The following is an 11,467-nucleotide window of genomic DNA, read 5'->3' as shown; positions in this document are numbered from 1 at the left end:
GTCGATCCGCATCCCGGCCTCCTGCTGCGGGCTGGTCGGCCTCAAKCCCACGCGGGGGCGGATCAGTGCCGCGCCGACGTACGGCGACCCGACCGGCCTGGCCACGGCGGGCCCGCTCGCCCGGACCGTGCGCGACGCCGCCGCCCTGCTCGACGTGCTCGCCGGCAGGCGTCCCGGCGACCCCTCCTGGGCCCCGCCACCGCCACGCGGGTTCCTCGAGTCCTGCGAGCGCGAGCCCGGTCGACTCCGGGTCGCGCGCTTCATCACACCGGTCCTCACCGACAGCGAGGTCGACGCGAGCAGCGTCGAGGCCTGGGAGGCCACGGCCACGCTGCTCGCCGACCTCGGTCACGAGGTCGAGGACGTCGAGGTCCCGCTGCCGCGCGAGGCGGTGGCGACCTTCGAGACCTGCTGGTCCGTGCTCACGGCGATGTCGCCCGCCCCGCCCGGCACCGAGCACCTGTTGCGCCCGCTCACCCGCTGGCTGGCCGCCCGTGGTCGGGCGGTGAGCGGTCCCGAGTTCGGCGCCGCAATCGCCCTTATGCGCCAGTACGCCGCGGCGGCGCTCGTCGCCCTCGCGCCGTACGACCTGGTCCTCACCCCGACCCTGGCCACCCCGCCACCGCTCGTCGGGGCGCTGCGCGACGACGCGGACCCGGCGGCCGACTTCGAGGCCCAGAAGCGGTTCACGCCGTGGACCAGCGCCTGGAACGTCACCGGGATGCCGGCCGTCTCGCTGCCCCTGCGCCGGACCGCCGCGGGGCTGCCCGTCGGGGTGATGCTGGCCGCCCGGCCCGCGGAGGAGCACGTGCTGCTGGCGGCCGCGGCCCAGCTGGAGGAGGCGCGGCCGTGGGCGCACCTGAGGCCGCCGGGCTGGTGAGCGGCGTGTGGACAACCGGTGCCGTGCGTGGTCCGCTGGCCCCATGAGCGAGCTGACGCCGTACCTCTGCGTGGCCGACGCCCGCGCCGCCATCGACTGGTACGCCGCCGTGCTGGGCGCCGAGGTGACCCTCGAGCCGATCGTCATGGCCGACGGACGGGTCGGTCACGTCGAGCTCGCGGTCGACGGTGCGCGCTGGATGATGTCGGAGGAGTTCGCCTCGGCAGGCGTGGCCGCCCCCGATCCGGCACGCGGCGCGTCCGTCTCGATGCACCTGACCGTGGACGACGTGGATGGCGTCTGCGAGCGCGTGGTCGCCTCCGGCACGCCGCTCGACCGAGGTCCCGAGGACTCGCCCCCGGCCGGGCGGGTGGCGGTCCTGCGCGACCCGTTCGGGCACCGCTGGTTCCTCGCCCAGCCCCTGACCTGATCGATGCGGCGGCGACCGTCTCAGTCGCCCACGCCGCGCGCGTGCAGTGCGTCCCCGGTCTCGCGGGCCCGTGCCACCACGCGGATCACGAGCGGGGTGAGCCGCGCCCGTGGCGACCGCTCGAGACCGCGTGCCAGGGCGGCGTCCCGCGCCTCGCCGGCCAGGGTGAGAGTCGAGGGGATCGCGCGCAGCATCAGCGAGAACGCCAGGCCGACGGCCTCCGGGTCGACCCCCACCCGCCGGAAGGGACGCAACCCGTGGACCACGGCGTCCATGACCTCGTCGACCGGTGTCGTCACGGTGAGGGTGGTGGCGAGCAGGATCAGGGCGACCAGGTCACCCACGACCTCCACCGATCGCGGCCACCCGCTCTGCCAGGCCGTCCAGGCACCCAGCACGGCGGCCATCACCAGGAGACCGCGCATCGCGCGCAGCGTCACGTCCAGGCGGGCGCCCGACCACGCCAGCAGGCCGGCCGCCAGGACGACGAACACCAACGCCGACGCCGGCCCGTGGACGACCACGACCACGATGCTGGCCAGCATCAGGCCGAGCAGCTTGGTCCCGGCCCGGCGCCGGTGCAGGAAGGTGTCCCCGGGCTGGTGGATGCCGAGCAGGTCGCCGCTCATGCGGTGGCCCGGTAGCGCGAGACGATCTCGTCGGCAGCGCCGTCGTGCTCGACGCGGCCGTGCCGCACCAGCAGCGCGCGGTCGCAGAGGGAGGCCAGCTCGAGGTCGTGGGTGACGAGGACCAGCTGCTGGGGGAGGGCGAGCAGCAGGTCGCCGATCCGACGGCTGTTGCCGAGGTCGAGCAGCGTGGTCGGCTCGTCGGCGACCAGGACGGAGGGCCCGGTCGCCAGCACCCCGGCCAGGGCCAGCAGCTGGCGCTCGCCRCCGGACAGGCCGTGCACGCTGCGGTCCCCGAAGCCCGCCAGTCCGAAGTCGGCCAGCACGGCGTCGGCCGCCGCGAGCCGTTCCACCTTGTCGCGGTGCGTACGACGCAGCGACAGTGCCACGTCCTCGCGGGCGGTGGGCATCACGAGCTGTGCCGCGGGGTCGGTGAAGACGAAGCCGACGCGGCGTCGTACCTCCCGCCCGGACCGGGCGACGTCGAGACCGTCCACCAGCACCCGGCCCGTGCTCGCGGTGACCAGCCCGTTGAGCAGGCGCGCCAGGGTCGACTTGCCCGAGCCGTTGGGACCGACGAGCGCGACCCGTTGCTCGGACAGCGACAACGACGTCTCGTGCAGGACCTGCAGGTCGCCGTCGTGGGTGGGGACCCGGACGGTGACCTGGTCGAGGGAGATCACACTCACGTGGCGAGCGTGCCCTCCGCCGGCTCGTGCGTCGAGTCGGCGCGTCCGTGGCTCGTGAGCAGGTCGGGGAAGGCTCGGTGGACCGCGGTGGCGACCACGGCCATCGCCAGGTTCTTGATGATGTCGCCGATCCAGAAGATCTTGTCGACGTCGAAGGCCTGGGCCCACGTCAGGTCGGCCCGCAGGACGAGCCCGGCCATGCCGAGGGTGTGGATGAAGACCGCGGAGCTGAAGAGGCCGGCCGCGAAGATGGCCGGGACGCTCGCCAGCGAGCGGCGGGGGAGGCGCTCGACGATGAAGCCGCACAGGCCCGCGGCCAGCGGGAAGCCGATCAGGTAGCCCGCCGAGGGGCCCGTCAGCACCGCCAGTCCGGCCGCGCCGCCGGAGAAGATCGGCAGGCCGGCGGCACCCGCGACGACGTACAGCAGGACGGCCAGGAAGCCCCGGCGCATGCCGAGGACGGCCCCCGAGAGGAGGACCGCGAAGGTCTGGAGGGTGATCGGCACCGGGGTGCCCACCGAGAGGGCCGGGAGGAGGGCGCAGACGGCGATGAGGGCGGCGAAGGCCGCGATCAGGGCGATGTCGGTGCCGGCGCGACGAGTCTGCATGGGGGTTCCTTCGCGTTACCTGAACGGTGGTCAGTTGAACGGTGTTCAGGTTAGGGTGGCGCGCGTACGACGTCAACGCGGTCTCGCGCCGCGACCGGCTCGATCCATGAGGGGGAGTCCAGTGCGCCACCATCGTGAGGACATCGTCGAGCAGGCCCTGCGGGTCCTCGACGACTACGGCCTCGCCTCGCTCACCATGCGGCGGCTCGGTGCCGAGCTGGGCCTGCAGGCGAGCGCGATCTACCACCATTTCCCCAGCAAGCAGGCACTGCTGGCCGCCGTGGCCGACGAGGTGCTGGCCCGCGGCCGCCGGCCGCGCACCGACGGTCGGTGGGACGACCAGCTGGTGGAGGTCTGCTACGAGCTGCGCGACGCGATGCTGGCCTACCGCGACGGCGCGGACCTGGTGGCGACGGTCTACGCCTTCGGGCTCGGCGCACGGGGACCGGCCGACGAGCTCGAGGAGATCCTCGCCCGCGCCGGCTTCGGCGAGTCGCTCGTGGGCGTCGGGGCCAGGACGTTGCTGCACTTCGTCTTCGGGCACACCTTCGAGGAGCAGACCGCGCTCCAGGCGGAGAGCGCCGGGGCCATCGAGGGCCCGGTCGCGTCCGACGGCTCCACCGCCCGGGTCGTCGACCGGACCGCTGACTTCGACCTCGGACTCCGGCTCGTCCTCGACGGCCTCGGCGTCCACGCCCCGGCGGGCGCTCCGGCGGACGCTCCGACGGACGCCCCGGCGGTCGGTCGGGTCAGGGGCTGACGTCGACCTCGGCGCCGTGCAGCTCCGCGAGCAGCACCGCGCCGGCCAGGTCGAGCCGCGTCGCCTGGAGCCGGGCGGCGGCGAGGTCCACCCCGTCCAGGGACGCGCCACGCAGGTCGGCCTTGGTCAGCCTGGTCTCCCGCAGGGTGGCCCGGTCGAGACGCGCGTTGCGGAGCGAGGTGGCGGTGAGGTCGCTGAGGGACAGGTCGGCCTCGCGGAGGTCGACGCCCGTGAGGTCGAGCCGTGCCAGGTTGGTGCCCCGGATCGTGACGCCCTGCCACTGCCCTCCGCGGACGGTCATCGGTCGCATGACGCACTCGGAGAAGACCGTGCCGACCAGCTTGCAGCCGTCGAGGGTGACGTCGAAGAACTTCGAGCGGCGTACGTCGCACGCCACGAACGCCGTGGACGTGTGGGTCGACGAGCTGAACTGGCAGGCGTGGAAGGTGCACTGGTCGAAGACGGCGCCGGAGGTCGTGGACTCGCTGAAGTCGACCCCGGTGAACGTGCACTCGGTGAAGCGCGCGGCGCCCAGGCGGTCGCCGTACCAGTCGTCGTCGTGGAAGTCCCGACCGCTGGCCTGCATCGGCTCAGACATCGACGGTCCCCCCGCTGCGCCAGTAGTACCCGTCCTCGCGAGTGAGGAACCGGTCCTCGACGAGGTAGCGCCGCAGGGCCGCGTGGTCGGGGTGTGACCGCCCCAGGATGTCGTTGACCTCCGCCTCGGGATAGGTCCGCCCGAGCTCGAAGGACTGCGCGAGGTGGTCGAGCACGACCAGCAGCTTGGCCCGCTTGGACGGGATCGTCCGCAGTCGGCCGTCGTCGTCGAGGAAGCGGGCCAGCACCCGTTGCGCGTCGGGTTCGAGGGGACTCGTCACGGGCGCCACGCTAGCCCGCGTCCGGCGGGCACGCCGCCGGTAGGGTCGGGGCGTGATCGCGTCCCATGCCCACCGCTTCCTCTTCCTCAAGACTCGCAAGACGGCGGGCACGAGCGTCGAGATCGCGTTGTCGAAGGTCTGTGGCCCGGAGGACGTGATCACCCTGATCAGCCCCGAGGACGAGGAGCTGCGCACTGCCGCGGGTGGGCGTGGTCCGCAGAACTTCCAGTCGCCGCCGCTGCCCCGCAAGGCCTTCAACCACATGAGCGCCCGCCTGGCGCGTGACGCCGTGGGCCCGGACACGTGGCGGGACTACTACAAGTTCGCGATCGAGCGGAACCCCTGGGACGCCGTCGTCTCGCTCTACTACTGGAAGTACAAGGACCGCGACGAGCTGCCCGACTTCGACACCTACGTCTCGGAGGAGTGGATCGAGCAGCTCGCCAACAACCGACGGATGTACCGGATCCGCGGTCGCCTCGTCGTCGACCGGGTGCTGCGCTACGAGCACCTCGACACCGAGCTCGCCGACGTCTGGGACCACCTCGGCCTCCCCGGCGAGCCGGACCTCCCGCGCGCCAAGTCGCACGCCCGGCCGGCCGGTCACTACCGCGAGCTCTACTCCGACGCCTCCCGCGAGCGCGTCGGCCTCGTCTTCGCCGACGCCATCGAGGCCTTCGACTACGAGTTCTGAGCGAGCAGCGACCGCGAGTCCTGAGCGAGCAGCCGCTCGCACTCCTCGACGAGCCGCCGGCGCAGGGGAGCGCCCCGCTCGGCGAACGCCCGCTGCTCCCGCACGTACGCCGCCCGGCCCTCCGGCGTCTCGATGCGCACCGGCTCGAAGCCCAGGTCGGCGAGGTCGTAGGGCGCGGCGCGCATGTCCAGCTCGCGGATCTCGCGTGCGAGCTCGAAGCAGTCGGCGACCAGGTCGGAGCTGATCATCGGCGTGAGCCGGAAGGCGTGCTTGTAGAGGTCCATCCCGGCGTGCAGGCACCCCGGCTGCTCGTACGCCGCGCGGTCGTCGCGCCCGGGCTGCAGCGCGTTGAGCGGTCGTGCGGGCCCGGTGAAGAAGCGGAAGGCGTCGAAGTGGGAGCACTGGACCTTGTGCTGCTCGACCACGGTGTCGGTGCCCGACGACCCGAGCCGCAGCGGCCAGTCGTGGTGGCGCACCTCGTCGGGGGACTGTCGGTAGACCATCGCCCACTCGTGCAGCCCGAAGCAGCCGACGTGCGCGGGCCGCGACTCGGTCGCGCGGAGCAGGTTGGCCAGCCCGCGCAGCAGGGTCGCCTGCCCGTCGACGTACGCGGCGGTCACCGCGCCGGACCCGTAGCCGCGGAGGCCGTCGTACTCCGGCGCGTCGAGCAGCCGCACGCCGTACCCGGGGTGCCAGCGGCGGAGCTGGGCGGGACGCTGGGAGTAGTAGGTGAAGAGGAAGTCGTGGACCGGGTGCTTCACCCCACCCGCGCGGCGTGACAGGTGCGGTCGCAGGTGGGCGTCGACGCGGGCGGCGTGGGCGTCCGCGCGGGGCCGCCACTGGTCCCGCCGCAGCACCTGCTCCTGATCCACGACCTGCACGCAGGACAGGGTAGGTCGCCCCGGCGTCGCACGCCGGATCGTCGCCCGCACCCGGGAGGACTGGCCCGTCCGGGCCTTACCGGGCACGTGGCGCGCATGGACACTGGAGCGATGGAGGACCACGGCGCTGCCTTGGAGCGCGCCCACACCCACACGCTCGACTGGCTGGCCTCGCTGGACACGCGCCGGGTGCCCGCCTCCGCCTCGATCGAGCACGTCGTGGCCCGACTCGGTCCCGACCTGCCCGACGGCCCGAGCGACGCGGCCGACGTCGTCGACCTGCTCGTCGCGGCCTGCGAGCCGGGGCTCACGGCGATGCCTTCCGGGCGCTTCTTCGGCTTCGTCATCGGTGGCACCCATCCCGCGGCCCTGGCTGCCGACTGGCTGACCAGCGCCTGGGATCAGAACTCCGGCCTGCGCCGGCTCACCCCCGCCCACAGTGCCGTCGAGGACACGACCGAGCGGTGGCTGGTCGACCTGCTCGGACTGCCCGAGGGCAGCGCGGTCGGCTTCGTCACGGGCGGGACGATGGCCAACTTCACCTGCCTCGCCGCCGGGCGGGACGCCGTCCTGCGCCGCGCGGGCTGGGATCYGGCGCAGCAGGGTCTGGTGGGCTCACCGGGGGTGCGGGTGCTGGTCGGTGCCGAGCGGCACGACACGGTCGACCTGGCCCTGCGCTACCTCGGCCTCGGTGCCCCCGAGCCGGTGGCCGTCGACCGCGAGGGGCGCATCGAGCCGGTCGCGCTCGCCGCCGCCCTCGCCGACGGTGACGACCGGCCGACCGTCGTCGTGCTCCAGGCGGGCAACGTCCACTCGGGCGCGTTCGACCCCTTCGCCGAGACGATCCCGCTCGCCCACGAGCACGGGGCGTGGGTGCACGTCGACGGCGCCTTCGGTCTGTTCGCGGCGGCGTCGGGGACCCGCCGCCACCTGGTCGCGGGCTTCGAGGAGGCCGACTCGTGGGCCACCGACGCCCACAAGACCCTCAACGTCCCCTACGACTGCGGGCTCGCCATCGTCCGTGACCGGGCCGCGCTCCGAGCCTCGATGGGCATGCTCGGCGACTACCTGATCCTCGACGAGGCGGGGGAGCCGTTCGACAAGGTGCCCGAGATCAGCCGGCGAGGGAGGGCCTTCCCCGTGTGGGCGGTGCTCCGCGCCCTCGGTCGCGACGGCGTGGCCGACCTGGTGGACCGGCTCTGCACGCACGCGGCGTCCCTGGCCAAGGGCATCGACGACATCGAGGGCGCCGAGGTCCTCAACGACGTGGCCTTCACCCAGGTGTGCGCGGCCTTCGGCGACGACGACCGCACGCGGGCGGTGGTCCAGGCGATGCTGGACGACGGCACCGCCTGGATGACCGGCTCGCGCTGGCACGACCGGGCCGTCCTCCGGGTGTCGGTCAGCAACTGGTCCACCACCGAGGACGACGTGGCCCGCAGCCTCGCCGCGTTGCGAGGTGCCGCCGGCGGCTAGGCTCGCCGGGTGCGCATCGCCAGATTCACCACCGGAGAAGAGCCCATGTACGGCGTCGTGACCGGGGAGGTCGACGAGTACGGCCAACCGGCCGACGACACGGTCGTCGTCGCACTCGCCGGAGACCCCCTGTACGTCGGCGTCAAGCTGCTCGACCAGCAGTACCGGCTCGAGGACGTCCGCCTGCTGGCCCCGGTGCTGCCGCGCAGCAAGGTCGTCGGCATCGGCCGCAACTACGCCGCCCACGCCGCCGAGCTCGGTCACGAGCTGCCCGCCGAGCCGCTCATGTTCCTCAAGCCCAACACCAGCGTCGTGGGCCCCGGCGACCCGATCTTCTACCCGCGCCAGACGCAGGACCTGCACTACGAGGGCGAGCTCGCCGTGGTGATCGGCCGCATCTGCCGCGACGTCCCGCCGGAGCAGGCCACCGACGTCATCCACGGCTACACGATCGCCAACGACGTCACCGCCCGCGACCTGCAGAAGAGCGACGTGCAGTTCACGCGCGCCAAGGGCTTCGACTCCTTCTGCCCGCTCGGCCCGTGGATCGAGACCGACCTGGACCCGCAGACCTTCGTCGACGGTGTCCGGATCCAGACCCACGTGAACGGCGACGTCCGCCAGGACGGCACCACCGCCGACCTGATCTTCGACATCCCCTCGCTGATCGCGCACGTGTCCAGCGTCATGACGTTGCTGCCCGGCGACGTCATCCTCACCGGCACCCCCGAGGGTGTCGGCCCCATGGAGGTCGGTGACGAGGTCGAGGTCTCGATCGCCGGCATCGGCACCCTCGTCAACAAGGTGGCACAGCGTTGAGCACCCAGACCCCCGTCCGCGTCCGCATGGCCCCGTCCCCGACGGGCAGCCCCCACGTCGGCCTCGCTCGCACGGCCCTCTACAACTGGGCCTTCGCCCGCCACCACCAGCGGCACGGCGCCGGCGGCACGTTCGTGTTCCGGATCGAGGACACGGACAAGGAGCGGAACACGCAGGAGTCCTACGACTCGCTCCTCGACCTCATGCAGTGGCTCGGGCTCGACTGGGACGAGGGCCCGCTGAAGGGCGGCGACTTCGGTCCCTACCGCCAGTCCGAGCGCGGCGACATCTACGCCGACGTGCTCGCCCGGCTGCGCGCGTCGTCGTACACCTATGACTGCTACTGCACGACCGACGAGGTCACCGCCCGCCGCAAGGCCTCCGGCTCCAAGGTCATGGGGTACGACGGCTTCTGCCGTGAGCTGACCGACGAGCAGGTCACCGCCTTCCGCGCCGACGGCCGCGAGCCGGTCGTCCGGTTCCGGATGCCCGACGGGGAGATCACCTTCACCGACCTCGTGCGCGGCGACATCACCTTCCAGACCGAGTTCGTGCCGGACTACGCGCTGGCTCGTGCCAACGGCGACCCGCTCTACACGCTGACCGCGCCGGTCGACGACGCGACGATGCGGATCACCCACGTCCTGCGCGGCGAGGACCTGCTGTCCAGCACGCCGCGCCAGGTGGCGCTCTTCGAGGCCTTCAAGGCGATCGGCCTGGCCGAGGAGACCCCGCGGTACGGCCACCTGCCCTACGTCATGGGCCAGGGCAACAAGAAGCTCTCCAAGCGCGACCCCGAGGCGCACATGGAGCTCTACCGCGAGCAGGGCTTCCTGCCCGAGGGGCTGCTCAACTACCTCGCGCTGCTGGGCTGGTCGATCGCCGCTGACCGCGACGTCTTCACCCTCGACGAGATGGTCGACGCCTTCGACATCAAGGACGTCAACCCCAACCCCGCGCGCTTCGACCTGAAGAAGGCCGACGCGATCAACACCTCGCAGCTGCGGCTGCTGCCTCTGGACGAGATCACCGAGCGCTGCCTGCCCTTCCTGGAGAAGGCCGGGGTCCTCGACCCCGCGGACCTGCCCGACCGGCAGCTGCTCGACCAGGCGATGCCGCTCGTGGGGGAGCGCATCAACAAGCTCACCGAGGCCGCCGACATGCTGGGCTTCCTGTTCGTCGACGAGGCGGACTTCACCCGCACCGACACGCTCGACGACGCCGGTCGCGACGTCGTCCGGGCGGCGTACGACGCCCTGTCGGCCATCTCGACCTGGAGCACCGGCGAGATCGACGAGGCGCTGCGCACGGCGTTGGTCGAGGAGCGTGGCCTCAAGCCGCGCCTCGCGTTCGGTCCGGTCCGGATCGCGGCGACCGGCCGGAAGGTCAGTCCGCCGCTCTTCGAGTCGCTCGAGCTGCTGGGTCGCGAGCGTTCGCTGGCCCGGCTGCGTGACGCGATGTCTGCCTGACCGTCCCGTGTCCGAGCAGGCCCGGCCCCGGGAGCTGGGCTACCACCTGATCCACCGGATCGGCCGCCGCGGCGCGTGGCGGCCGATCCTGGGCGTCGTCCTGCTCACGATCGGACTCTTCGCCCTCTCGCCGTTCCTGTGGCAGCTGCCGTACGTCGCGTGGCTGCTGGCCACCGGGCAACCGGTGGGGGCCGGCATGGACCGCCTCCTCGACCTCGACGACCCGACCCCGGTGGGGCTCGCCTACGTCAACCTGGTGCTGGCCACCGCCATCCCGATCACCTGGCTGCTGACCCGCTGGCTGCACGGCCTGCGACCGGGCTGGCTGGCCTCGGTGGCCGCACGCATCCGCTGGCGCTTCCTGCTGGCGTGCGTGGGCATCTCGGTGGTGGCGCTGGTGGCGACGGTCGTGGTGAGCACGTTCGTGCCCCAGCAGGGCGGCACCGAGATCGCCACCGAGCCCAACGCGTTCACCAGCACGACCCGCGACTTCCTGCTGGTGGTGCTGCTGCTGACGCCGCTCCAGGCGGCGGGGGAGGAGTACGCCTTCCGGGGCTACCTCCAGCAGGCGTTCGGCGGCCTGTTCGGCAGTCGCGTCTTCGCGGTCGGTCTCTCCTCGCTGCTCTTCGCCCTGGCGCACGGTCTCGGTCAGAGCTGGCCGGTGTTCGTGGACCGGCTGGCCTTCGGTCTCGTCGCCGGCGTCCTGGTCATCCTCACCGGTGGCCTCGAGGCCGGCATCGCCATGCACGTCCTCAACAACTGGCTGGCCTTCGGGCTGGCGCTGGCCTACTCCGACATGGCAAGCACCCTCAACCCCACCGGCGGCACGTGGTGGAGCCTTCCGGGCACGCTCACCCAGTCGCTCGTCTACCTCGTCCTGGCGACCTGGACCGCCCGCCGGATGGGCCTCTCCAGCACGGTGCGCGGGGGCGTTTTGGAGGGCCCGCGCCGGTCCGTGTAAGGTTTCTTCTCGGTCCGGACGACACGTCGGAAGGGCCGAGATGTAGTAAGTCAGTGGGATATGGTGTAATTGGCAACACGACTGGTTCTGGTCCAGTTATTCTAGGTTCGAGTCCTAGTATCCCAGCGAGTTCCGGCCGTCAGGCAGGGATTTGGAGCCGTTCCGCAGTTCCGGATAGAGTTCCGATCGCTTCACCAAATGCGTCACAGTGACGTCACATCACACTGCAGTGCTTGCCCCCGTTGTGTAGCGGCCTAGCACGCCGCCCTCTCACGGCGGTAGCGCCGGTTCGAATC

The 11,467-nt window shown here is 72.2% G+C and carries 14 protein-coding genes and 1 tRNA gene; 9 read left to right on the top strand and 6 right to left on the bottom strand.

Features of this window, described 5'->3' with window-relative positions:
* Both ACXJKL_RS05305 and ACXJKL_RS05300 read left to right on the top strand, forming a co-directional pair.
* The coding region (locus ACXJKL_RS05305; RefSeq protein ID WP_457206014.1) for an amidase at positions 1-880 on the top strand (880 nt) is incomplete at its 5' end.
* Between the two features lie 43 nt (positions 881-923).
* A complete protein-coding gene (locus tag ACXJKL_RS05300) occupies positions 924-1,310 on the top strand; it encodes a VOC family protein (protein ID WP_457206013.1) in 387 nt (128 codons plus the stop codon).
* A 20-nt stretch (positions 1,311-1,330) separates the two neighbouring features.
* Here ACXJKL_RS05300 and ACXJKL_RS05295 read toward each other — a convergent pair whose 3' ends face one another.
* Genes ACXJKL_RS05295 through ACXJKL_RS05285 form a run of 3 tightly spaced genes read right to left on the bottom strand, consistent with a single transcriptional unit; the run spans position 1,331 to position 3,233 of the window.
* Positions 1,331-1,939 (bottom strand): energy-coupling factor transporter transmembrane component T family protein, encoded by a 609-nt coding sequence (locus tag ACXJKL_RS05295; protein WP_457206012.1) that lies wholly within the window; start codon positions 1,937-1,939, stop codon positions 1,331-1,333.
* Positions 1,936-2,625 (bottom strand): energy-coupling factor ABC transporter ATP-binding protein, encoded by a 690-nt coding sequence (locus tag ACXJKL_RS05290; RefSeq protein ID WP_457206011.1) that lies wholly within the window; start codon positions 2,623-2,625, stop codon positions 1,936-1,938. Before ACXJKL_RS05290 ends, ACXJKL_RS05295 begins: the two co-directional genes overlap by 4 nt.
* Positions 2,622-3,233 carry a biotin transporter BioY gene (locus tag ACXJKL_RS05285; RefSeq protein WP_457206010.1) on the bottom strand — a complete coding sequence of 204 codons (612 nt, stop codon included), beginning with the start codon at positions 3,231-3,233 and terminating at the stop codon, positions 2,622-2,624. Before ACXJKL_RS05285 ends, ACXJKL_RS05290 begins: the two co-directional genes overlap by 4 nt.
* Positions 3,234-3,354: 121 nt before the next feature.
* Here ACXJKL_RS05285 and ACXJKL_RS05280 point away from each other — a divergent pair, with 121 nt between their 5' ends.
* Positions 3,355-3,993, top strand: a complete 639-nt coding sequence (locus ACXJKL_RS05280) for a TetR/AcrR family transcriptional regulator C-terminal domain-containing protein (protein WP_457206009.1) — start codon at positions 3,355-3,357, stop codon at positions 3,991-3,993.
* Here the strand turns inward: ACXJKL_RS05280 and ACXJKL_RS05275 are convergent.
* Positions 3,983-4,591, bottom strand: a complete 609-nt coding sequence (locus tag ACXJKL_RS05275; RefSeq protein ID WP_457206008.1) for a pentapeptide repeat-containing protein — start codon at positions 4,589-4,591, stop codon at positions 3,983-3,985. The two genes, ACXJKL_RS05280 and ACXJKL_RS05275, sit on opposite strands and share 11 nt — an antisense overlap.
* Positions 4,584-4,871, bottom strand: a complete 288-nt coding sequence (locus ACXJKL_RS05270) for a DUF2087 domain-containing protein (RefSeq protein WP_457206007.1) — start codon at positions 4,869-4,871, stop codon at positions 4,584-4,586. Before ACXJKL_RS05270 ends, ACXJKL_RS05275 begins: the two co-directional genes overlap by 8 nt.
* A 52-nt stretch (positions 4,872-4,923) precedes the next feature.
* On the opposite strand from ACXJKL_RS05270, the gene ACXJKL_RS05265 reads away from it, so the two are divergent.
* A complete protein-coding gene (locus tag ACXJKL_RS05265; RefSeq protein ID WP_457206006.1) occupies positions 4,924-5,565 on the top strand; it encodes a hypothetical protein in 642 nt (213 codons plus the stop codon).
* On the opposite strand, the gene ACXJKL_RS05260 is transcribed toward ACXJKL_RS05265, so the two are convergent.
* Positions 5,553-6,446, bottom strand: a complete 894-nt coding sequence (locus ACXJKL_RS05260) for a 3-methyladenine DNA glycosylase (protein ID WP_457206005.1) — start codon at positions 6,444-6,446, stop codon at positions 5,553-5,555. The genes ACXJKL_RS05265 and ACXJKL_RS05260 overlap by 13 nt on opposite strands.
* Before the next feature lie 96 nt (positions 6,447-6,542).
* Here ACXJKL_RS05260 and ACXJKL_RS05255 point away from each other — a divergent pair, with 96 nt between their 5' ends.
* The 5 genes from ACXJKL_RS05255 to ACXJKL_RS05235 all read left to right on the top strand — a co-directional run bounded on the left by ACXJKL_RS05255 (position 6,543) and on the right by ACXJKL_RS05235 (position 11,297).
* Positions 6,543-7,922: a pyridoxal phosphate-dependent decarboxylase family protein gene (locus tag ACXJKL_RS05255; protein WP_457206004.1), complete on the top strand. Its 1,380-nt coding sequence runs from the start codon at positions 6,543-6,545 to the stop codon at positions 7,920-7,922.
* Between the two features lie 9 nt (positions 7,923-7,931).
* Positions 7,932-8,741: a fumarylacetoacetate hydrolase family protein gene (locus ACXJKL_RS05250; RefSeq protein WP_457206003.1), complete on the top strand. Its 810-nt coding sequence runs from the start codon at positions 7,932-7,934 to the stop codon at positions 8,739-8,741.
* A gap of 26 nt (positions 8,742-8,767) precedes the next feature.
* Positions 8,768-10,210 carry a glutamate--tRNA ligase gene (gltX, locus tag ACXJKL_RS05245; RefSeq protein WP_457206015.1) on the top strand — a complete coding sequence of 481 codons (1,443 nt, stop codon included), beginning with the start codon at positions 8,768-8,770 and terminating at the stop codon, positions 10,208-10,210.
* Positions 10,211-10,217: 7 nt separating this feature from the next.
* Positions 10,218-11,171, top strand: coding sequence for a CPBP family intramembrane glutamic endopeptidase (locus tag ACXJKL_RS05240; protein ID WP_457206002.1), 954 nt, complete (start codon positions 10,218-10,220; stop codon positions 11,169-11,171).
* Between the two features lie 54 nt (positions 11,172-11,225).
* Positions 11,226-11,297 (top strand) — tRNA-Gln (locus ACXJKL_RS05235).
* The last annotated feature ends 170 nt before the right edge of the window (positions 11,298-11,467 follow it).

This window comes from Nocardioides sp. P5_C9_2 (assembly GCF_054049555.1).
The sequence above is the reverse complement of the archived record's forward strand: the minus strand, read 5'-3'. Positions and strand labels throughout refer to the sequence as shown.

What these genes read in the sequence shown, in the direction of transcription:
- ACXJKL_RS05300 (WP_457206013.1), top strand. Translation starts at nt 924, where the DNA reads ATGAGCGAGCTGACGCCGTACCTCTGCGTGGCCGACGCCCGCGCCGCC.
- ACXJKL_RS05275 (WP_457206008.1), bottom strand. Translation starts at nt 4,591, where the DNA reads ATGTCTGAGCCGATGCAGGCCAGCGGTCGGGACTTCCACGACGACGAC.
- ACXJKL_RS05285 (WP_457206010.1), bottom strand. Translation starts at nt 3,233, where the DNA reads ATGCAGACTCGTCGCGCCGGCACCGACATCGCCCTGATCGCGGCCTTC.
- ACXJKL_RS05295 (WP_457206012.1), bottom strand. Translation starts at nt 1,939, where the DNA reads ATGAGCGGCGACCTGCTCGGCATCCACCAGCCCGGGGACACCTTCCTG.
- gltX (WP_457206015.1), top strand. Translation starts at nt 8,768, where the DNA reads ATGGCCCCGTCCCCGACGGGCAGCCCCCACGTCGGCCTCGCTCGCACG.